This window comes from Beduinella massiliensis, from assembly GCF_900199405.1.
Lineage (GTDB): Bacteria > Bacillota > Clostridia > Christensenellales > Aristaeellaceae > Beduinella > Beduinella massiliensis.
Genome location: NZ_LT963430.1, coordinates 2,717,397 through 2,738,794 on the forward strand (window position 1 = coordinate 2,717,397; position 21,398 = coordinate 2,738,794).

Annotated in this window: 22 protein-coding genes; all 22 read right to left on the reverse strand. The window is 43.0% G+C overall.

The window, feature by feature from the left end:
• Positions 1-84: 84 nt before the first annotated feature.
• Positions 85-534, reverse strand: coding sequence for a DapH/DapD/GlmU-related protein (locus tag C1725_RS13205; protein WP_102412056.1), 450 nt, complete (start codon positions 532-534; stop codon positions 85-87).
• Positions 534-1,070 (reverse strand): serine acetyltransferase, encoded by a 537-nt coding sequence (locus C1725_RS13210; RefSeq protein ID WP_102412057.1) that lies wholly within the window; start codon positions 1,068-1,070, stop codon positions 534-536. Before C1725_RS13210 ends, C1725_RS13205 begins: the two co-directional genes overlap by 1 nt.
• Positions 1,067-1,372: a serine O-acetyltransferase gene (locus tag C1725_RS13215; RefSeq protein ID WP_346026657.1), complete on the reverse strand. Its 306-nt coding sequence runs from the start codon at positions 1,370-1,372 to the stop codon at positions 1,067-1,069. Before C1725_RS13215 ends, C1725_RS13210 begins: the two co-directional genes overlap by 4 nt.
• Positions 1,373-1,645: 273 nt before the next feature.
• On the reverse strand, positions 1,646-2,812 hold the full coding sequence (locus C1725_RS13220; RefSeq protein WP_102412059.1) for a glycosyltransferase: 1,167 nt from the start codon (positions 2,810-2,812) through the stop codon (positions 1,646-1,648).
• On the reverse strand, positions 2,796-3,992 hold the full coding sequence (locus C1725_RS13225) for an O-antigen ligase family protein (RefSeq protein WP_102412060.1): 1,197 nt from the start codon (positions 3,990-3,992) through the stop codon (positions 2,796-2,798). The genes C1725_RS13220 and C1725_RS13225 overlap by 17 nt, the downstream gene beginning before the upstream one ends.
• On the reverse strand, positions 3,989-5,068 hold the full coding sequence (locus C1725_RS13230) for a glycosyltransferase (RefSeq protein ID WP_102412061.1): 1,080 nt from the start codon (positions 5,066-5,068) through the stop codon (positions 3,989-3,991). Before C1725_RS13230 ends, C1725_RS13225 begins: the two co-directional genes overlap by 4 nt.
• A 27-nt stretch (positions 5,069-5,095) precedes the next feature.
• Complete coding sequence (locus C1725_RS13235) at positions 5,096-6,184, reverse strand: glycosyltransferase (protein WP_102412062.1); 1,089 nt, start codon at positions 6,182-6,184, stop codon at positions 5,096-5,098.
• Complete coding sequence (locus C1725_RS13240) at positions 6,181-7,323, reverse strand: glycosyltransferase family 4 protein (protein ID WP_346026658.1); 1,143 nt, start codon at positions 7,321-7,323, stop codon at positions 6,181-6,183. Before C1725_RS13240 ends, C1725_RS13235 begins: the two co-directional genes overlap by 4 nt.
• Positions 7,324-7,333: 10 nt before the next feature.
• Positions 7,334-7,957 carry a class I mannose-6-phosphate isomerase gene (locus C1725_RS19405; RefSeq protein WP_346026659.1) on the reverse strand — a complete coding sequence of 208 codons (624 nt, stop codon included), beginning with the start codon at positions 7,955-7,957 and terminating at the stop codon, positions 7,334-7,336.
• 72 nt (positions 7,958-8,029) lie between these two features.
• Entirely contained in the window at positions 8,030-8,299 is a 270-nt protein-coding gene (locus tag C1725_RS19410; protein WP_346026660.1) for a type I phosphomannose isomerase catalytic subunit, read from the reverse strand.
• Between the two features lie 15 nt (positions 8,300-8,314).
• On the reverse strand, positions 8,315-9,625 hold the full coding sequence (locus tag C1725_RS13250; protein WP_102412063.1) for a sugar phosphate nucleotidyltransferase: 1,311 nt from the start codon (positions 9,623-9,625) through the stop codon (positions 8,315-8,317).
• Between the two features lie 16 nt (positions 9,626-9,641).
• On the reverse strand, positions 9,642-9,743 hold the full coding sequence (locus C1725_RS19415; protein ID WP_346026895.1) for a hypothetical protein: 102 nt from the start codon (positions 9,741-9,743) through the stop codon (positions 9,642-9,644).
• Positions 9,709-11,334, reverse strand: coding sequence for a phospho-sugar mutase (locus C1725_RS13255; RefSeq protein WP_346026661.1), 1,626 nt, complete (start codon positions 11,332-11,334; stop codon positions 9,709-9,711). Before C1725_RS13255 ends, C1725_RS19415 begins: the two co-directional genes overlap by 35 nt.
• A 14-nt stretch (positions 11,335-11,348) precedes the next feature.
• A complete protein-coding gene (locus C1725_RS13260; RefSeq protein ID WP_102412064.1) occupies positions 11,349-12,614 on the reverse strand; it encodes a glycosyltransferase in 1,266 nt (421 codons plus the stop codon).
• Between the two features lie 23 nt (positions 12,615-12,637).
• Entirely contained in the window at positions 12,638-13,894 is a 1,257-nt protein-coding gene (locus tag C1725_RS13265; protein ID WP_102412065.1) for a nucleotide sugar dehydrogenase, read from the reverse strand.
• A gap of 74 nt (positions 13,895-13,968) precedes the next feature.
• Positions 13,969-15,015: an NAD-dependent epimerase/dehydratase family protein gene (locus C1725_RS13270; RefSeq protein WP_102412066.1), complete on the reverse strand. Its 1,047-nt coding sequence runs from the start codon at positions 15,013-15,015 to the stop codon at positions 13,969-13,971.
• A gap of 1,359 nt (positions 15,016-16,374) precedes the next feature.
• Complete coding sequence (locus C1725_RS13280; protein ID WP_346026662.1) at positions 16,375-17,055, reverse strand: sugar transferase; 681 nt, start codon at positions 17,053-17,055, stop codon at positions 16,375-16,377.
• A gap of 79 nt (positions 17,056-17,134) precedes the next feature.
• Entirely contained in the window at positions 17,135-17,866 is a 732-nt protein-coding gene (locus tag C1725_RS13285) for a CpsB/CapC family capsule biosynthesis tyrosine phosphatase (protein WP_102412067.1), read from the reverse strand.
• Entirely contained in the window at positions 17,863-18,639 is a 777-nt protein-coding gene (locus tag C1725_RS13290; protein ID WP_102412068.1) for a polysaccharide biosynthesis tyrosine autokinase, read from the reverse strand. The genes C1725_RS13285 and C1725_RS13290 overlap by 4 nt, the downstream gene beginning before the upstream one ends.
• Positions 18,636-19,427: a YveK family protein gene (locus C1725_RS13295; RefSeq protein ID WP_346026663.1), complete on the reverse strand. Its 792-nt coding sequence runs from the start codon at positions 19,425-19,427 to the stop codon at positions 18,636-18,638. The genes C1725_RS13290 and C1725_RS13295 overlap by 4 nt, the downstream gene beginning before the upstream one ends.
• Before the next feature lie 166 nt (positions 19,428-19,593).
• Complete coding sequence (locus C1725_RS13300; RefSeq protein WP_102412070.1) at positions 19,594-20,169, reverse strand: hypothetical protein; 576 nt, start codon at positions 20,167-20,169, stop codon at positions 19,594-19,596.
• A 90-nt stretch (positions 20,170-20,259) separates the two neighbouring features.
• Positions 20,260-21,174: an LCP family protein gene (locus C1725_RS13305; RefSeq protein ID WP_346026664.1), complete on the reverse strand. Its 915-nt coding sequence runs from the start codon at positions 21,172-21,174 to the stop codon at positions 20,260-20,262.
• Between the last annotated feature and the right edge of the window lie 224 nt (positions 21,175-21,398).

Sequence of the window (21,398 nt, forward strand, 5' to 3'; positions counted from 1 at the left end):
CATCCTTTACTTATTTGTATATGGTCATTAGTTCTTCCATTTTACTCTTTTCAAATCTATCTCTATCATACTCCGGCGTATTTTTTAGACATTTATCAGCATACTCTTTTGTTGTACAGAGGAAATGAGCTGGTACCCCCTCCCCCAGACTTCCCCGGGTGGAATGCTCTTCGTTACTAAACTGCAGGCTCCCACCACGCAATCATCTCCGATAGAAACACCGGGCATAATTGTACTCCTCATACCAATAAAGCAATTATTTCCTATCCTAATCCTGCCGAATTTAATTACATTCTTATATGGATCATGCTCTCTGAAAACCCAGGTTCCTCCATCATGATTGACAAAGGATACATCAGACGAGACCGTAACATGATCGCCAATTTCTATCAGATATGGTTCCGAGCCAAACTGCGGAAATGAGATAAGCCTACAGTTTTCTCCAATTTTAACACCAAGTTTTCTCGCAAGCTTGATTCTATCAAATCTGGAATAGTATAAAAACTCAATTTTTCTAATGATCCTTTTGAACATTATCTTTCTCCTCGTATAACGGCTTTTGCAGGAACTCCAACCAAGGTACAGCCCTCAATATCACACGATTTATTGACAACTGCATTTGCTCCGATTCTCACATTGTCAGCAATCGTAATATCTCCAAAGATTTTAGCACCAGGACCTATATACACATCGTTTCCAATCACTGGGCTTCCCCCCCCATTTGCTCCTATATTAACTCCAACGTGTATTCGACAATTTTCACCAATTTTTGTTTCCTTATTGATAATAATGGGACCCAAATGGGCAATACTCAACCCTTTTTTGCAAACATTCATAGGAATATGTAGTGCAAATTTATTCTGAATTCTGTTCAACCTAAATCTGTAATATATTTCCATAATTTTTGATTTGAAATTATGTGCATATTCAGCTTTTCGAAGAAAATAAAGCATTCTATATATAATTTGAAATTCATTGAATAAAACAGGAATGTATTTTTTCTTTCCCGGATTATATATCTTTTCTTCATACTCCAACCATTCTTTTAGCTGCTGTTTAGTTGTTATCATAGTTCATCCCTCATCCGTAATAAATGTGCTGGATTTCCAACAACAATACTATTATCTGCAACGTCCTTTGTCACAACTGATCCTGCTCCAATAATTGAATTATCTCCTACTTTAACACCACCGATAACGCATGAGTTACCGTTAATTGTCACATTATCTCCAATAACAGGACGCTCATCTTTTTTCTTCCCAATTACAACCCCTGGCCCAATCGAAAGATTTTTCCCTGCACTTTCTACATGAATTACACAATTATTATGTGCTATATGTAACCCCCCCGAACGTTCCACCTGTGATTTCAACAGATGAAATCTTCGGAATAAATAAATTGCTCATCTTGATCAGAGCTTTCCCGATAGGATTGCCACCTTCCCTAACACGATATTCATATATGGAGCGAAAAGGCTGAACATTTAATAAGGAATAATTCAAAGCGTAGAGAAAACCACACTCTCTTTTAATGTACTTATTCCGATGTATTATTACATCTTCTTTAATAACCGCTTTCCCTTCTTTAGGCATTGAAAAATAAGCCAAATCAGCCCAAACGCATCTCCACCACAAAAAATATGTTTTCATTGATTATCTCCTAAAATAAAATCACACAATCCCTTTAAATCCAGGAGTTGCTTGTTTTTTACAACATTAAAATGTTCTACGACTTTCTCTTCTGGCTTTTTTGTTTCTGATGCCCAAAGAATCCTATTTTGAATTTCTTTCAAATCATACGGATTCGCATAATAAACTGCTTCTCCGCACACTTCTGGTATTGAACATATAGGAGACGTAATGACAGTTTTCCCATACTGCATCGCTTCAAGCGGAGGCATACCAAACCCTTCATTCAGAGATAAGTATAAGAAAAAATCACAATTTTCGTATAAGTTTTCCAAATCTTCCGGTTTTACATAATCTAATAAATGGTACTTTTCTTTATGGTGAATTATAGTTTCTACTTTCTTTGGAATCTTTCCACAAAGTACAACAGAATAGTCCCTCAGTTTCTCTGCATCAAATAATTGTTCTAATGCCAGAATACACCTAGTACTATTCTTTATCCATCTGTTTCCACCCAGCATAAGAATATATTTACCCTTATCATTTACAGCAAAGTCTTTTCTTTGTTTGGCTACATATTTTGCGGGGGTATAAAAAACATGAATCTTTTCCGATTTTACACCAGGCAGCCAACTTTGTATTGCATATTTAGTATGATTTGAAACCGTTACGATGGAATCGAAATTATTAATTATTCGTTCAAACTTTTCTTTTTCCTTTTTCTCAAACGGACTATCAGGCTTTTGTACTATTTTCCATTTCAAACCATCTTTGAGATAGCGGATTAACCCTTGATCATTATATATAGACGTATACTTATCACAAGGCATCTCTAATGTTCTTAAACCATGAATTGTGCCAATTTTTCTTACATTATCCGGAAAATGAACGCTATCATATGAATACGCCAATCCAGAATAAAAGACATCGAAGCTTTCCGCTCCAAGCAAAATAGGTACATCCTGAACTTTTTTTACTTCATACGTTCTTATTTTATAGAACTCTATTTGTTCTTTTATCCAGTCATCTATGAATCTATCATAATCATAAAAAACAACGATCTCGGCTTTATTTGTGCAGTTCTCCGCCAGATACTGGAAAACAGATTTTATATACTCACCGCCACCATGAAACTTGCTGTTTCCGATTGGCTGTGCACACAACAAATCAAATAGTATTTTCATGTATATTTCCTCCGTGTGCTTCAAGAAAAACGACTGCCATAAAGATAAAAATTCCAATATAGAAAGGGTATTGTTCAAATGCAAAACATAATATAATCAAAAGTACGCATATTGTACTTATATAACTCAAGTCTTTTCTCAAACCTCGGATTGAAGTTTTAATGGTCTTAAAAATGCAATAAAAGAAAACTAAGATTGTCGGAATTCCGCCATAAATCATCAACTGCAAAAACGTATTGTGAGAACTTCTATATGCTCCCCCATATCCCAGTGCATAACTTGAGACGACTGAACCGTGTCCAAAAATCGGCGATTGCCCTATTAGCTTAACCGCATTTGACCATATATAGCCCCTTTCCAAAAAGCTAAGTGTTTCTCCTGTTATCTCTTTCAATGTTTCTTGGACAAATTCTGTTCTCCAAAGACCCCCAACCATGCATAACACCAAAGTAATAACAATTCCAACTATATATTTTATATATTTTTTTGCCAAATATTGAATTTTTTCATTATTCAATGCCAACGCGACAAACAGTAAAACAGATATGAATAATGCTGTTGTACTCAACCCGCCCTTTATAGACGATACAATGTAAACCACGCATAATATATACAATTTAAGCCCTATCTTATTTTTCTCTTTAAGTGTTCTTATTGCGTTAAGATAGAAATCTATGATAAAGGTAAATACGTATCTGTTTGCATTCCCTATAACGAAATACGGCTGCCAGCCTATACTTTTATCATATACTATGCCATTTGGACAAGCAAAAAGTGAAATTAAATTTGTTACAACCAAAATATCAAAGTATAAGCTCCAAGAATCAAAAAAAACCAATTCTTTTCCATTCTTGTATAATATAGAAATCGCACATACTACTCCAAGTATTTTAACCATTTCAAATAAAGCCGGAGGCAAACCACTTATACCATTAAGCAGATCGCATAAAAGCAACCATCCTGTGAAGCCCAAAATCGCAAGAAATATTTTCGGGATTCGGCCATTCAAAAGCCGAATAAATAGTAATATCACACCAAAATAAAAAGCCATTTTGCCGACATTAGTATAGAAAGAATTCCACTCTGGCAGTAATGAAAGGATATATGGTGGGTACACCATAAATGCGTAAATCAGCATTAGAATTTTATATATTGTTGTCTTATTAATGCTAATCCTCATTTATTTTCACCTCTGGAAACAACTGCATTCCATTCTTTCATGATGCTTACTTTATCATACTTTTTTCTTATCTCAATTCCTTTTCTTCCAATGGACATTCTAGCCTCACTATCATCTGCCATAGTTCTTAATGCAGTTTTGCAGGCCCTCTCATTATTAACGGGAATCAAAACACCATTCTTCCCATTATCAATAACCATTCGTGCGCCACCTATGGGACAGTCTGTCACAACACAAGGTATTCCCATAGCCAATGCCTCCAGCATTGAGTTTGAGATGCCCTCATAATCACTGGTAGACAGGTAAATTCCCGCCGTCTTTATTTCCTCTATAACATTTTTTGTGAATCCGTGAAACTTTATATTATCCCTAGATTCTAACTTAGAAGCAATCTGAAGTAGTTTTTCCTTTTCATTACCCTCGCCGTAAATATCTAAGGTCCAACTTTTGTGTGTTTTATGAAATTCTTCGAACGCATTCAATGCCATCGGTAAATTCTTCTGCTTATTCAACCTACACACCATAACTATTCTATTATCCTTTTTTCCCTGATAAGGATCCGGTAAAGATTCACTAATTGGATTCGGAATTACAGCAGATTTTTTCTGGATATAAACCGGGAAATACTTAACAGCATCTGGCGTTTGACATACAAGACAATCTGCCTGAGCATAAGCAGCGTTCCTTACCTTTGCAGCAAATCTTGTTTTGACATTATTATTCGGGTCATTTCTCTCCGAAACAATCATGTTTATTTTCAAACCTCTTGCAGCTAATATCGAAATAACATTGCAAGTAGTCAAAAACGAAATAATCGTGTCCGGTTTGTATTCTTTTATCTCACATCTCAATTCTTTGACCAGTTTTACCTTTTTAATAATCGGATTTTCTAAGTCATTTCCAATATACTTCGATTCAATTCCACTCTCTATTTTATAGTCTATTTTATCATCAAAAAGTCGAATAATTTTTACGGAATCACCCTGGGTATAAAAAGCATTTACAATAATTGACATTACCCGTTCTGAACCGCCACCACCAAGGGAAGCCCCGACAAACATAACCCTTCTACTCATGTACTACTCCTTTTAGCCCAGATACCATTAAAATAATTCAAACAGGCGTCTATAAGAATTTACCATAACATCAAGTGTATATTTTTTATTTACATATTCATAATTACTTTTGATTTCATTTTTTAATTTTTCATTGTCTAAATTCATCACTTCTTGGATCAAACAACTCAACTGATTCTCATTATCGGGGTTAAAAAAACGTTGCCCCTCATTTGCGACATCTTTGTTCATTTCAATATCGCTTACAAGACAAACTCTGCCAAACATAAAGCTTTCCAAAAGAATATTGGTAAATCCTTCCATTTTAGATGGAAGAACAATTATTCTTGCTTCTCTGTAAATCTCTTTTATATTGCTTGTGAAAGGCAAAAATTCCACTTGTCTGTCTATACCTTTTTCTACTGAAAGTTGTTTTAAATACGACAAATAATCCCTATCCTCTTGATTGCCAATAAAAGTAACTTTAACGTCGCAATCATTCAGAAGGGCAATCGCCCTAATAACAACTTCCTGATTCTTGACCTTTGCTATTCTTGCTGGTACAACAATATGTTTATTGATAGTTTGTTCATCAAACATTTCATTCACTTCAATACCATTTGGAATGTACTCTGCTTCAATCCCATGTTCTTTATAAAATCTTTTCGCAACAAGCGAATTACACACTATTTTATCGACACCTCTGAAAAGGAATTTATATCTTATGAATTTTAGCTTGCCGCGATTACCAGACTCACGTTCGCTAAATATGACTTTTGCTCCATATTTTTTATATAAATAAGCCGCACTTAGTTCAACACCACTATATACTAAAACGGTATTTGGCTTTTCCTTTTTCAGGATTTCCTTCATCTGTTTCCTATAAGATATGGCAACCGTTATTTTTTTTGTAATTTTCTTCGGAATTGACATTCCTTTCATAAAGTAAAAACGGATATCTGAATTTCTCTCTACAAATTCATCTACACCTGTAGATTTCTTTCCACACAAAGCTGCGCCGGACACGACCACAACTATTTCAAATTCCTTTTTGTCTATACGTTCTACTAATTCTCTGAACTGCTTTTCTGCTCCACCATAGAACAATTCCGAAAACGTAATCAATATCTTTTTCATTTTATGCCTTTCCCAATTATAATATCAAAAATCTGCTTTGAGGATTTTTTCCAGTCAAATTTCTGTAACTGTGCTTTTCCTTTTGCTTTCATTGCTTCCGCTTGATATGAATTAGTAAGCAATTCATTAATGGCAGAAGTGATCTGAGATATATTGTTTGGGTCTATGAAAATAGCAGCATCCCCTGCAACTTCAGGAATTGCTGTTACATTAGAAGTTATAACTGGTGCATTATATGAAAAAGCTTCAAGTATAGGAATACCAAACCCTTCTGAAAAAGTAGGAAAAACGAACATTCTACAATTGCTATAAAGTGAAGCCTTTTCTCTTTCAGATATATACCCTAAAATAACTATATTATGTAGTTTATGCTCCACGATATATCTATAATCATCAGAATTTTCATAATCTCTAAATCCAAAAAGAACAAGCTGGTATTTATTTTTTAAATTATCAGACAAACTCTCATATGCCTTAATAAGCCCTAATGAATTTTTCCTTCTTTCACAAGAACCAAACCCTAAGAGATAATTTTCTTCTATACCCATCTTATTAAAAAATTCTTTTTCTTCCGCCTGATTGAGCTTATCCTTATTGATCTCCGTGCTATTGTAAACGACATCAATCTTATTTCTCTCTTGTGGGAACCGATTGCATATTTCATTTTTCGCATATTGAGATATTGTCATAATTCTTTTTGCTTTTTTCACTGCAATTGGAACTATACATCTTCTATAGATGATTCCAGCTTTCTTATACAGTGAAGGAGCTGCTCCCAATTTCGCTGTCATATAAATCAAATCATGAACCGTAACAACAGTAGAACAGGAAACTTTGATCGGTGCTGTGTTATATGGGCACCACAATATATCAATATTCTCCTTTTTGACACTTCTTGGCAGCACAATCTGTTCCCATTTAAAATAATTTGCTTTTCCGCAGACTTTAATTGAGATTCCATTTTCCTCTAACAGTTTCTGGTATGCTTTATCTAAAGGCTCCGGAGAGAATAGCGTTATTCTGGTATTTCCATCAGCCTTCCAATATTTAAGAACATAAAACACAACAGTTCCCATGCCTGTTTTCTTTCCACATAACAAATTCCCATCTACACCAATGTGCATAACCAATTCCCTCATTCTTAGCTTTTTAACATCTCACTTTAATCAGATCCGCTTCCCCAATCACCATGCATCTCCCGATTCCGGCTGGGATAAACACCGTCTCGCCTTTGCTGAATCTTACTGGTTTCAACTCCGCATTCATCGTCTCCACCTGTCCATATCCGTCCAAACACATCAGTATCTGGAATGATTCTTCCCTCACAAAAAATGAAAATCCTTTCGTTACCTGGATGCGTTCAGCTTCAAAATATTTGCAGCGGCACAGTAACTCTCTTGAACATCCAGCATAATACTTCACCATCCTGGCCTTTTGCTTTATATCTGGTGCAGCTCCCATATCCATGACCTGGACGGCCTTGTCAAAATGCAGTTCCCGCTTCTTACCGTTTTTATCAATCCTGTCGTAATCATAAACACGATAGGTCACGTTAGAGCTTTCCTGGATCTCTGCAATCAATATCCCTGCTCCTATGCCATGTACCGTTCCTGCAGGGACGTAGAATACATCGCCCTTGTGGACTTCTATTTTCTGCAGGTGCTTGTCTAGTGTTCCTTTTGCAACAGCATCTCTCAATATCTCAGGTGTAACCTTGTGCTGGAATCCGTAGATAAGTTCTGCACCTTCCTCTGCATCGATGACATACCACATTTCTGTTTTGCCATTCTGATGCTCGTGTACCTCTGCATATTCGTCATCAGGATGTACCTGTACGGACAGATCCTATTTCGCATCAATAAATTTCACCAGCACAGGCGATTTCCCGTCCTGAACCTTGCTCCCAAGATATTCTGGATGTTCCTCCAACACCTCTGCCAGATTTCTTCCTTTAAATTCACCATTTTCTACGGTACTTGGCCCGTCAGGATGAACAGAACATTCCCACGTCTCCGCCAGAGGAGTCAGGTCGATTTTCTTTCCATATTCATCCCGCAGCCTTGTGCCACCCCACAAATAATCCTTTCCAGCAGGCAGTAATTTCAATATTTCCATTTGCTATACCGCCTGTCATTTCAATTCAAATTTTATTTTGTCTGCAACGCTGATTTCATCACCTATCTGAACCTCTACAATGTCCAAAGCGGTAATGGCTTCCACCATGTGCTTGCAGCCCGCTGCAATAGTGATCACATCGCCGGTGCGGAGCATCTGTTCTATGCCGTCCACAACAGCCCTGCCTTTACCGGAAACAACAGTCCAGACTTCCTCGCGGTAATTGTGCATATGGTAGGTCATTCTCTCCCCGGCTTTCATAGACACTTTGACCGCCATAGACCCCGGCTGCACATCCATGACCGTATATGTCCCCCATGACTTCTCTGCATACATTGCCTCTGTTTCGATTTTTTCCACATACGGTTTCATGTATCCACTACGTTCCTTATCAGAAATTAAAATGCCATCGCCGCTTGCGGCGACGATAAGGTCTTTGCAGCCCATGCAGAGGATCGGGATATTCAGTTCATTCACCACATTGGTGTTCTCACAGGTTTCATCGAGGATTGCCTTGCCTTTGGTCTTGTCAGCCATAACCTCGGCCATCATATTCCAAGTGCCGACATCCTTCCAGTCGCCACTATAGCGCAACACCTGAATGCTCGGCTCTTTCTCAACCACCGCGTAGTCAAAGCTGATTTTCGTCAGTGTGTCATATTTATTGAAAAGATCACGGTAATCCTCAAAATCAATCATGCTGTGGGCTTTGTCCAGCAGATAGCCCAACTTAAAAGCAAAAATGCCGGCATTCCAAAGAGCACTCTGGGCAAGATATTTCTTAGCGGTTTCAGTGTCAGGCTTTTCCTTGAATTCCTTGACCTTGCTGACATTCTCTCCTCTCTCCGGGATAATATAACCGTACTTCTCGCTCGGATACGTCGGCTCGATTCCCATCAGGGTCAAATTTGCATTGCCCTGTTCTGCTAGCTCCTGTAAAGTCTTGACCGCTTCGTAATATGTGTTATCCACATACGGATCGACCGGGCAAACCACAACCACCTCATCCGTTCCAACACTAAGTTCATCGTGGAGATAAGCTGCTGCCAGAGCGATTGCTGGGAACGTATCACGGCGGCACGGCTCCACGCAGATGGATGCTTTTTCACCGAGCTGGTTCTTGATGGCGCTGGCCTGTGATTTGCTGGTTGCAATGGTAATTTTGGCATCGTCATCTACTGTAGTGATTTGACGATAGACCCTCTGTACCATAGATTCGTACTCATCACCGTTTTTAAACAACTTGATAAACTGTTTGCTGCGGACATCGTTGGAAAGAGGCCAGAGACGCTTCCCGCTTCCGCCAGAAAGTAAAATAATATTCATACGTCTTATCCTCCTCTTATTTCAGCCCCAGCTTTGTCTGAATCGTATTCTGGGCTTCTTCCAATTTCTTTTCTGCTTCAGCCTTATCTGTACCCTTGATGCTGTAATAAATTTTGATCTTCGGCTCTGTGCCGGACGGACGAACCGCAGGAACCATCTTCCAGAACATATTTCAGGACATTTGAAGTCGGCAACGTTCCAAATCCTTCTTCCGTTACAACCGGACTACTGAAATCTGTCACAGATTTTGTCCCCTCAAATGGGGAGCCGGAAATACGAAGTTCCATCATCATAGAAGCGATTTTTCCCAGGTCATCCTTACCTTTCAAGGTAAAGCTATCCAGTGCGTCACGGTAATAGCCGTATTCTGCATAAATGTCATTCATCTCATCCAACAGCGTCTTATCATTTGCCTTTGCTTCCGCAGCCATCTCGCAGATTAGCAAACTGGAAACAACCGCATCCTTATCACGGGCGTGTGTTCCTGCAAGATAGCCATAAGATTCCTCATAACCAAACAGGAAATCGTAGTCCTGCTTCCTGTTTCCATTGATCTTTGCCTGCTCAAACTGTGTAATCTTCTCGCCGATAAATTTGAAACCAGTTAATGTAGAGAACACTGTAATACCGTGCTTACGGGCAATATCTGCACCAAGTTCGGAAGTCACAACAGTCTTAACTACAGCGGGATGGGAATACTTGCTCACATCCGTGTGGTTCAGGATAAAATTCATCAGAAGTGCTCCAACCTGATTTCCAGTCATCAACTGATATCCATCAGCAGTTTTAATTGCAATACCCACACGGTCACTGTCTGGATCAGTTCCAAGAACAATGTCTGCATCCGTGCGTTTTGCCTGTGCAATGCCCAGTTCCAGCGCACGGCGATCTTCCGGATTTGGAGAAACGACCGTCGGGAAGTTTCCATCAGGAACCACCTGTTCTGCTACAGCTTCAACCTGTGTGAATCCATCCAGACGCAGTGCTTTCTGAACCGGAACGTGTCCTGTGCCATGTAACGGTGTGTAAACAATCATCAAATTTGCTTTATCAGCAGAATTTCCATACCGGCTCTGCTTCATAACAGCCATGACGAAGTTATCAGTTACATCAGCCATAGATACCAGTGAATCATTTCCTTTGAAGTTAATGGTATGATAATCTGTTATGGCATCAACATAGCTTATGACTTGTTTCGCCTGCCAGGGAACAAGCTGGCATCCGAACTCGTCATATACTTTGTAACCGTTGTACTCTTTCGGATTATGACTTGCAGTTACGACCACGCCAGCCAGTGCATTCCAGAATTTCACAGAGAAATTGAGCTGCGGTGTCGGTCTAGCGTGAGCATGGAGATAAACACGGATACCCATACCGCTCAGCACATTTGCAGCAGTACGGGAGAAAAATTCACTATTATTACGGGTGTCGTAACCAATTACCACGCCGCGTTCCTTGCAAGCATCTGCGCCATAAGTGTCCAGCAAGTATTTACCAAGACCAGATGTCGCCTTACCAACGGTGTACTTATTCATGCGGTTGGTTCCAGCACCCATAACGCCGCGCAAGCCACCTGTGCCAAATTCCAAGTCGCGATAAAATCGATCTTCAATTTCTTTTTCATCAGTTAAATTAGCAAGTTCCTTTCTGGTTGCTTCGTCGAAAAACTTGTCATTTAACCATAATTCATATCTTCCTTTATAATTCATAAATATTAACCTCGTTAAAGATTCAAAGCATTGAATTGCTCAAATATAATATCCCATTGGTACGTTTTCTCGACAAATGCTCTTGCTCTTTCGCCTATCTCGTCACATTTTTGCTGTGATAAAAGCAATTCATCTGTATATTCTGCAATTTTTTGAGGATCATCACTTACATACCATTGCTCACCATTTATTCCTGGTATACCTTCAGCACCAATAGAATTAGTAACTACCGGCAATCCCATTGCCATTGCTTCCAATATTTTTGTTTTGATGCCGGTACCATATGCAATAGGTGCAAGAAACACCATTCCTTCTTCCACATCGACACGCAAGTCTTCTACTTTTCCAGTAAAAAAGACCTTACTATTACTACTGTATTCTTCACGTAATGAATCCGGGCAATTTCCCACCAACACCAAGCTTTTTATATTCTTTGAGTGTGGTAACACTTGATCAATAATATATCTAACCGAATCCGCATTTGCTGGTGTTGCCATATTCCCTACAAATGTCACTTTCCCGTCACATTTCCTAACAGAAATCTTTTCAGAAAAACACGGATAATCGACTCCTAATCCTACTGTTACAGCCTTATCTGTTTTATATTTTCGATTAAATTCTTCTGTTTCAATTGGTGACACGAAAATAACGCGGTCAAATAGTTCAGAATATCTTTTTTCCGCCATTTCCATTCTAGGTATTTCGGTTTTCAATACAATTTTCTTCACAGATGATGCTTGTAGCAATTTCTGTAAAAATTCAGGAAGTTTATCATTGTACTGTCCTGCTATTGTAGTTTTCCCTGTAATGGCATCAAGCTGTCTCTTATAGCGTTTGGAGAGTGTGTCGTCAATATCCAGGATTTTCTTACAATCGTAATTCATTAGCGCAGGATAATATGTAGCCAATCTAATCATGTCAACTATTACTACATCATATTGATTTGCTTTTATCAACGAACTAATTTTAAGCGCGTTTGAATTACTATAATACAACGAATTCTGTATCGGCCATTTTTCACTTGATAAAAAGGACTTAAGAAGTATATTAATCGCCTGTGTTTTTCGTGAAATTTTATCTGCAAAAAATACATTTTTCAAAAAAGAAGGACGTTCATATGGTTCAGCTTTATGAGAATCATCAAACACGAAAACGTCAATTTCATATTCATATTTTTCATGAAGTCCTCTACAATAGTGAAAAATTTCAACTTCGTGTCCTCCCATAGGAGGCCAAAAAACTCGATTACTGATGTACAACAGCTTTTTCTTTTCAATCACAATTTTAAATCCTCTTTATCTCGTTAGTCTCTCTGGAAAATATCCCTTGTGTACACTTTTTCTTTCACATCATCCAGGCACTTATCATATCGATTCGCAATAATCGCCTGGCTCAGTTCCTTGAACTTCTCCAGATCATTTACGACCTTACTTCCGAAGAAAGTCTCTCCATCTTTCAGAGTCGGTTCGTAAATAATCACCGTCGCACCCTTGGCCTTAATGCGCTTCATAACGCCCTGAATAGAACTCTGACGGAAGTTATCGGAGTTACTCTTCATAGTCAGGCGGTAAACGCCAACGACAACCTCTTTTTCTTTGCTCTGCGTCCAGTCATCATTCGCCTCATATGCGCCAGCCATCTCAAGCACACGGTCGGCAATAAAATCTTTTCTCGTTCTGTTGCTCTCTACGATAGCAGACATCATGTTCTGAGGAACGTCTGCGTAGTTAGCAAGCAGCTGCTTCGTATCTTTCGGTAAGCAGTATCCACCGTAACCGAAAGACGGATTGTTATAATGGCTACCGATACGTGGATCAAGGCACACGCCGTTGATGATCTGCTGCGTATCCAGTCCTTTCATTTCAGCGTAAGTGTCCAGCTCGTTGAAATAACTTACACGTAGTGCCAGATAGGTATTAGCGAACAGCTTTACTGCCTCTGCCTCAGTAAATCCCATAATGAGGGTATCGATATCTTCTTTAATTGCACCCTCCTGCAACAATGCAGCGAATGTGTTTGCAGCTTTCACCAGTCTTGCGTTCTCCACATCCGTTCCCACAATAATGCGGCTCGGATAAAGGTTGTCATACAGAGCCTTGGATTCACGCAGGAACTCCGGGCTGAAGATGATATTATCGCAGTGATACTTCTCACGCACAGATGCAGTGAATCCAACAGGAATCGTGGACTTAATCACCATCACCGCATCTGGGTTATACTGAATCACCAGCTTGATAACTGCCTCAACTGTGGATGTGTCAAAAAAGTTCTTTTTGCTGTCGTAATTTGTAGGTGCAGCGATGACCACAAAATCTGCGTCAGAGTAAGCGGCTTCCGCATCCAATGTGGCTGTCAACTCCAATTTTCTGATTCCCGCCACATCCTCTGCCAGATATTTTTCAATATAGTCATCCTGAATAGGAGACTTTCTGTTATTGATCATTTCAACCTTTTCAGGCACAATATCTACAGCAGTCACTTTATTATGCTGTGCAAGCAGCGTGGCAATGGACAGACCTACATAGCCGGTACCTGCAACTGCGATTTTATAATCACTCATATGTATCCTCACTCTCTGACTACCATGATTCAGGAAGTCATCTGCTTCGATGTGCTTATTTCAAAATGTGTCATTTACAAATAAAACTCTTTGTACCATTCTGCAAACTTCCGCAGGCCATCCCGTAAGCTGGTACTCGGCTTAAATCCGAAGTCACGCTCCAGTGCAGTCGTATCTGCATAAGTCACTGGCACGTCACCAGGCTGCATCGGAACCAGCTCTTGGTGAGCTTCGAAATCGTAATCTTCCGGTAGAACACCCGCGCGGATCAGCTCCTGCTGCAGAATGTCCACGAACTCCAACAAGTTCTCTGGGCTATTGTTGCCGATGTTGTATACCCCATAAGGCGGCAGCGGCAGACCATCTTCGCCAGTTGCCCAGTCGGGAGCCTTCTGCATCACACGGATGACGCCCTCGACGATGTCGTCCACATAGGTGAAGTCACGCATGCAGTTGCCGTAGTTGAAGATCTGGATTTTCTTTCCTTCACGTAGCTTGTTCGTAAAGCCAAAGTAAGCCATGTCCGGGCGACCTGCAGGACCATATACTGTAAAGAAACGCAGACCTGTGGACGGGATGTTGTAGAGTTTGGAATAAGCATGAGCCATCAGCTCATTGCTCTTCTTGGTAGCGGCATAAAGAGATACTGGGTTATCCACCTTGTCATCCGTGCTGTATGGCACCTTCTTATTGCTTCCATAAACAGAAGAACTGGAGGCATACACAAGATGTTCCACCGGATAATGTCGGCAGGCCTCTAGGATATTGTAGAAACCGATGAGGTTTGCCTCAATGTAGGCATCTGGGTTGGTGATGGAATAGCGTACACCAGCCTGCGCCGCCAGATTCACCACAACCTCCGGCTTATGCTCCTCAAAGATAGAAGTAATCAAGCTCTTGTCCGCAATACTGCCCTTCACAAAAACAAAGTTCTCGTACTTTTCCAGCAGTTTCAATCTATATTCCTTCAGCGAAACGTCATAGTAGTCGTTCATATTGTCGATACCAATGACTTTTACGCCGTTAATCTCTTTCAAAAGGCGAAGTGCAAGATTACTGCCAATAAATCCTGCTGCGCCAGTTACCAGAACGGTTTTATTTTCTAAGTTCACGATACTCATAAGTATTGCTCCTTTTTCTTGAACACAAGTCATAACCTGCGTGGTTATGTTATCTGTAATTGTTTCAATTGCCTATATATATTCAAAACCGACAATGCCCAATAACTCTACGATTGTCGGTTTAATTTCAGTTTTCAAAATTGTGTGGTTAACTGCTGTGTCTGACGGTATCTAACAAAGCGTGTGAATGAGTAAAGCATTTTCATTTCGCCTATACCTGTACAAGTTCATCTATTGCTTATGTTCAAAACATTTTCGTGTAGTGCAGACTTCCATTCTTTACTCATCACTAAGCAGTTGCTTAGAGCAAGCAATGCGTAAAACATTTCCTTATCGTCTACACCTGCCCAGACCACGCAATCAACATTTTCTAAAACATTTTCCTGTCGTGTAGACCCGTCAAGGTGTACACAAATCTGTTGCTTTTCGAACAGATTCTTCAAGCATTATCCTTAATAGTCACTTTGCACATAAATCATCCATCTACCGGCCATTCCAACTGTGCATTTGTTCCAACTCTACACCTCATCATCCTAGGTCTACCCTTACGGTCGGAGAAACATTGAATCCCTTAATCCCCTCTGCCCCTAAAGGTCGGAGAAACATTGTGGATTTCAATCGTGTTTTGTACATATTTTCTTGCCAAGTTCTGATTGACCACTATTATGTAGGTGTACACTTCACGAAAATGTTTTAATTTTCCCAATGATAGCAGCATCTATACAGGTCTGCCCAACACCAAAATATTTTCCCCTATGTACAAAACAAGCCTTAATTCAAAACACTTTATAAAGGGTAGACATTTGTAGGCCCCGCAATTACAACAAAAACCGCAACTCTATACGTAACCTCTGCGTCAAGCGTTGCTGTCCAATTCAATTCTTTTCCACCAAATATTTTTTGATATATTGTCCCAAATCGGAGGCTTCCGTTGATTGGTCCTCCACGTGATCATCATTTTGGCAATTAATATTTTCTATTGTCACAGCGTATCTTTCATCTGAACTCAAAATCTACTCATCCCCCAAAAACCTGCTTCTCTTGCTTTCCAAGATTCTTTTAACCTTTCCGCATTAATATGAGTAGGTAAGCATCTTAGCCCATAATTTTTAACTTCCCACACATTTACGAAATCATGAACAACTATCGATATGCCCTATTCCATATCCCCCCATAAACGCCGAAAACCGCACAGCTGTTTAAGGCGATTATCCAGCGTGCGGTTTCATTTGAGATATCATGTAATTCTCTGTCCCATTTCGGTTTCAATATTTTCTTCACGTTTCTTCCTGTTATTATCCGCACCGCTTCTTAAATGACCAGCCCATACTTCATCCTTACAAACCAGCATCCAGCGCTCTATTCCCCCTCCGCCGTCAGCATTACGCGGATCGTCTTCCAAACCAGCTTAAAATCGATCCAAAGCGTCCGCTCCTTTATGTACTTCACATCCAACGCTACCCACTCGTCGAACGTGCAGTCATTCCGATGCGGCGTCACCTGCCAGTAACACGTCAACCCCGGCGTTACATACAGCCGCTGTCTCTGATAGGCGTTATATTTCTGTACCTCCCGCGGCAGCGCCGGCCTCGGACCGACGATCGACATGTCGCCCCGAAATACGTTCCAAAGCTGTGGCAGCTCGTCGAGGCTCGTCCTTCGTAGAAAGCGTCCCACGCGGGTAATCCTCGGATCATCCCTGATCTTAAAAACCGGACCGTCCATTTCATTTTTGTGCTGAAGCTCCAACAGTCGTTCCTCCGCATCCACCACCATCGTGCGAAATTTATAAAAATCGAAGAGCACACCGTCTCGTCCGCAACGTTTCTGGCTGAAGATCGGCCCGCCCTTGGGATCGTCAAGGACGATCACGAGCGAAATGACGAGAAGTATTGGAGATAACACGATCAGGGCCGTTCCTGACAGCATTACGTCCAGGAATCGCTTGACGCGCCAGTATTTGCGATGACTTTTAAGCTCATGCTCCCGATGGATCACCACCGGGCTTTCCATGGCTTCGGCCTGCAAACTTCGCTCCATTCTATCTTCCCTCTTCTGCACTTTGCACACCCTTTGCGTTCTTCTTTTCCCCTCAAACAGTCTTGGCATTCTGTCTTTTCTACTGTACAGATAGGTTGAGAATCTCTTCCTGGTTGAGGTCCGTCAGCTGCGCGGCATAGCGAAGGCCATATCGCTCCCGCAATACCCGATAAGCCTCGCGCATATTGACGGCACGAGCGTGAGTATTGTGAGAATCCGTGGCCACGTAGTCGATCATCTGCTCGTGAAAGAGTCTTTCACAAAACTTCTTGACAAAGAAGAATCCATGAGGTTTGATGACGGTTGAACAATTTATCTGCAGCCGCAGGTTTGGAAAATCCCGCAGCTCGTAGACCCGTTCGACATGCCGCACAAGGCAGTCATAACGCTCGATGTGCGCCAGAACGGGATAGTATCCCTCGTTCATGAGCGTTCGAACCGCAGCGTATATCCAGTCAAACGTTACATCCGGTTTGAATTCCAGCAAGACATATCGCGTCCCCGCGAGGGTTGGAATCCTGCCCGCATCCAGAAAGCGAAGCGTCGCTTCCGTATAGAAAATCTCCGCGCCGGAATAGATCGAAAGGGGCAACCCCTTTTGTGCGCAATACGCATTCATTTGTTTTACTTTGGATAGATAATCCGGCAGATCGAATTCCCTGCGTCCGGGGCTCACGTGAGGCGTTGCGATGATCTTCCCGATGCCATTCTTGTAGGCTGCCAGAAGCATTCGTTCCGTTCCTTCCCACGCGGAGGGCCCGTCGTCGACGCCGTACGTCAGGTGGTGATGGATATCGGTAAACCGATTCATTTTGCGTTCGTTCCTTTAATCCCTTTGCTCTTTACCGTTGCACTGCTGCGGCGGATTTTGGTCTGCGCGCTCTCATAATATCCATCCGCATAATGGTTATAGTAGGTCTTGTAATAATACTTCTTCGAGCTGTGCGTATCAAAGGTGACCTTATTGAGAACCGCACCCAAAATCGGGCAACCGGTCTTTTCAATTTGATGCCTCGCATCTGCCAGTTCCCTGCGGGTAACGCTGTCGTTCGATACGACGAAGACCACGCCATCGCAGGACTTGGCGATCTGCGCGGCATCGATGATCACGCCGACCGGAGGGCAATCCACGAGAACGACGTCGAACATTCTGGAAAGCGCGTCCAGGAGATTCGGGAAGCGCTCTGTACTGAGCAACGTAAGGGAATTTGCCACGTCGCGGCCGGAAAGGATCATATAGGCCCCTTCGATGTTCGTCTTGTACAGGATGTCGTCCATCGGGCACATACCGGCCAGATAATGTGTCAGCCCCAGCGGCTTTCCGTCTGTCTTGACGCCATAGCGACTGGCAAGCATGGAACGGCGAAGGTCGGCATCCACGAGCACGACATTCTTGCCGATATTGGCGAGAGAGCGCATCAGGGCCATCGTCAAAAAGCTCTTGCCCTCCTGCGCATGGCAGCTCGTCATCATGATCTTCTTTACGTCGCTTCCTGCGAACGATAAATTGGTGCAAAGGGTATTGAGCGCTTCGTTGCAGGAATAATCCAAGCCGGCAAAGCGGGTCAGTTCAAGCGTCTTCATTTCTTCACCGCCTTTTTCTTCTTGCCGGAGAGGCCATTCTGCGCACTGCGCAGACTTTTATCGTTGAGAACCGGAACGACCGCGAGCGTCGGCATGCCGGCATACTTCATGATGTCGTCCGTCGACTTGATCTTATCGTCCAGGATAAATTGCACGGTGATGACTGCACAGGCCAGCAGAGCACCCAGCAGAGCGCCCAGCAGTACGTTGCGCGTCTTGTTTGGGCTGACCGGAAGGGTCGGTTCCAGAGCTTTCGACAGGATATTGGGCTTTTCCGTAGCCATTTTTTCCGCGATATATTCGCGCACCACGTCCGCATACGCGTTGGCGATAAGTGCCGCCTCCTGCGGACTGGGAGATTTGACGGTGATGTAAAGAATGCGCGTATTGTTCGGATTGGTAATCGTCAGCATTTCATTTAGCTGCTTGTAGGTGTAATCCAGGCCTAGCTTTTCCAGCACGCGTTCATGGACTTCCCAGGTCTTGAACACCTCCTGATAGTCGCTGGTCAGATAGGTACCGATTTGAAGGTCGGATAAATTGACGGCTGAATCATTGGAGTTGAGCACGTACAGCTTCGCCGTGGATTCAAAGATCGGTGTAAGCAGGAATATGGAAATGACGCCTGCCAGAATCGCGCCGCTCAGCGTAGCGAGGACGATATATTTCATCTTTTCCAGCAGCCGGTAGAACAGCTCGATCAGATCGATTTCCTGCTCGCCGTCGCCGCCTTCCTCAAAAAACGGTTCCTGCCTGTTGATTTTTTGCCCATTCTCCATAGCAGCCATATGCTCCCCCAACATCTGAAAATTGTAAATGCTCTGCGCCATTCCGCTGAAACGGAATGGCGGCAGACCCGAAAACTGCGAAGGTTTATGAATGCGTCCCTCTTACGGCAGGCGACATGTCAGCGTTGCCGTCCGGACGCGGCGCGGTGAAACCCGCGCCCACGTTTCACTCGCTCAGAATGGCGAGCGAAGCGGTTCCATTGTTGATGGCTTCGAGCACGTCAGCCGGGAACACGACCTTTACCAGGCCGTTCTCAACTTCCGCGTCGATCGGAACCCAAACCATCTTGCCGTCCGCGCCGACATAGCCGACGACAGCGACGACCTTCTGGCCGTTGGTATAGGTGGACGCGACCTGAATCTTCGTTTCCACATCGCCGTAAGACGTATCGAAATTCTTGGTTTCAATCGCCACGAATTCGTTCATCTTCAGGTAGTTCAGGTTCGTGCCCGCGGGCAGCTTCTCGGCGATGGCCTGCTGCACGTCTGCATCAAAGTACTTGACGGGCGCAGCGGCAACCGTCGCAACGAAGGTCTGGATTTCCGCAAGGATCTTGTCGGTCTTTTCGTCCTGAACCGTGTTCAGCGCGAAATCCGGCTTGATCTGCACGCCTGTAGTGGACTTTACCTCTACCGGCTTTACCATATCCGGAGTGGTCTTGCTCGGAACCGCATAAGCGATGCTTGCCATGCAAAATACCATTGCAAGGGCAAGAGCGAGCGCAACAATCTTCTTTTTCATGGGTATCTCCTCCTTTCCGCATGGCGGCTAGCCAACCATACGAATCAAGAAACTGAAATTTATCATAAAGCCTTGCGGCTTTCGGGCTGTTTATCGGTCATGCGGCAGATAAAACGTATCGAGCACGAGCTTCTCCAGCTTCGCCTGATCGGCGTGAAATTCCATAAACCCGTCGATGCCGATGCCGTGCTCTCCTTCGATCTCAAGCGTCGGCCTTTGCGCGTATTGAACGGCCCGATTGGCTTCGTTTATCATTCTGCCTCGGCTCATGTTCGTCAGCAGGTGATCGCCTATCTCGTCGTACAGATGGCCTACAAAGTTTGCGTTATCCTCAATGCGCTTACTGAGCACATCCGAAATGGCGCTCATGTAGGCACGCTGGCGGCGCATACGGGACGCGTTCGTGCCGTCGCCCACGTCTGTGCGCCAACGCACGAACATCTCGGCCTGCTCCCCATACAGGGTGACTGTCTCCCCGAGCTTCATCGCAGGATCAAAAGCGGTGAAGTCCTCATCCAGCGTTACGGTCACGCCGCCTACCGCGTCGTTCAAAATCGGAATGGAATCCATGTCCATCGCGACATAAAAATCGATGTCGACGCCACAAAGCAGCTTGCTGACGGCGTTGACCGTAAAGGCGCAGCTCTGCGCCTTGCCGTCTCCAAAGCCATGAGAGAGGCAGATTTGCGCGTCCTTGGTTCCCGCTTCGTTGCCCAAGACGCCCAACACTGTAATCGGCGCCATGGTATCGCGGTCGATGTGCAGCTGTGTGAGCGTCTTGTTCACCGGGTCGATAATCGCGAGCATCAGGAAGTCCGCCTGGCCGCCGTTGCGAAAGCCCGAGGTCGAGCCGGGACGTGAAGCCCCCCGATCGATGCCCATGAAGAGCACCGTCGTCAGGCGCTCGTTATACGCATATTGCCGGTCTCCATAGGTGACGAGGCGGAGATCCTCATCGTGCATCGAAAGATCGCCGCGCACTTCTTTACCTTTGTAGGTCGACATTTCCAGGCGTCTTCCGCCCCAGTACGCGGCGGCACAAATCAACGCAAGAACCAGCAAGGCACACAGCGCTTTGAATGCGGCGTGCCTCGAATGCGGCCGGTGCTCTGTTCTGCTCATCGTACTTCCCCCATGCGAATCTTCCGGCGTGTTCCTCATCGGATGTTTTTTAACGCTAAAACAGGCCCGCCCATCGTTCCCTTTGTCGCGATGGCGAGCATAAGCCC

Bases quoted from the DNA above. Each gene is read 5' to 3' on its own strand.
- C1725_RS13205 (WP_102412056.1), bottom strand. From the start codon at position 534: ATGTTCAAAAGGATCATTAGAAAAATTGAGTTTTTATACTATTCCAGA.
- C1725_RS13210 (WP_102412057.1), bottom strand. From the start codon at position 1,070: ATGATAACAACTAAACAGCAGCTAAAAGAATGGTTGGAGTATGAAGAA.
- C1725_RS13220 (WP_102412059.1), bottom strand. From the start codon at position 2,812: ATGAAAATACTATTTGATTTGTTGTGTGCACAGCCAATCGGAAACAGC.
- C1725_RS13225 (WP_102412060.1), bottom strand. From the start codon at position 3,992: ATGAGGATTAGCATTAATAAGACAACAATATATAAAATTCTAATGCTG.
- C1725_RS13230 (WP_102412061.1), bottom strand. From the start codon at position 5,068: ATGAGTAGAAGGGTTATGTTTGTCGGGGCTTCCCTTGGTGGTGGCGGT.
- C1725_RS13235 (WP_102412062.1), bottom strand. From the start codon at position 6,184: ATGAAAAAGATATTGATTACGTTTTCGGAATTGTTCTATGGTGGAGCA.
- C1725_RS13240 (WP_346026658.1), bottom strand. From the start codon at position 7,323: ATGAGGGAATTGGTTATGCACATTGGTGTAGATGGGAATTTGTTATGT.
- C1725_RS19405 (WP_346026659.1), bottom strand. From the start codon at position 7,957: ATGTGGTATGTCATCGATGCAGAGGAAGGTGCAGAACTTATCTACGGA.
- C1725_RS19410 (WP_346026660.1), bottom strand. From the start codon at position 8,299: ATGGAAATATTGAAATTACTGCCTGCTGGAAAGGATTATTTGTGGGGT.
- C1725_RS13250 (WP_102412063.1), bottom strand. From the start codon at position 9,625: ATGAATATTATTTTACTTTCTGGCGGAAGCGGGAAGCGTCTCTGGCCT.
- C1725_RS13255 (WP_346026661.1), bottom strand. From the start codon at position 11,334: ATGAATTATAAAGGAAGATATGAATTATGGTTAAATGACAAGTTTTTC.
- C1725_RS13265 (WP_102412065.1), bottom strand. From the start codon at position 13,894: ATGAGTGATTATAAAATCGCAGTTGCAGGTACCGGCTATGTAGGTCTG.
- C1725_RS13270 (WP_102412066.1), bottom strand. From the start codon at position 15,015: ATGAGTATCGTGAACTTAGAAAATAAAACCGTTCTGGTAACTGGCGCA.
- C1725_RS13280 (WP_346026662.1), bottom strand. From the start codon at position 17,055: ATGGAGCGAAGTTTGCAGGCCGAAGCCATGGAAAGCCCGGTGGTGATC.
- C1725_RS13285 (WP_102412067.1), bottom strand. From the start codon at position 17,866: ATGAATCGGTTTACCGATATCCATCACCACCTGACGTACGGCGTCGAC.
- C1725_RS13290 (WP_102412068.1), bottom strand. From the start codon at position 18,639: ATGAAGACGCTTGAACTGACCCGCTTTGCCGGCTTGGATTATTCCTGC.
- C1725_RS13295 (WP_346026663.1), bottom strand. From the start codon at position 19,427: ATGGCTGCTATGGAGAATGGGCAAAAAATCAACAGGCAGGAACCGTTT.
- C1725_RS13300 (WP_102412070.1), bottom strand. From the start codon at position 20,169: ATGAAAAAGAAGATTGTTGCGCTCGCTCTTGCCCTTGCAATGGTATTT.
- C1725_RS13305 (WP_346026664.1), bottom strand. From the start codon at position 21,174: ATGTCGACCTACAAAGGTAAAGAAGTGCGCGGCGATCTTTCGATGCAC.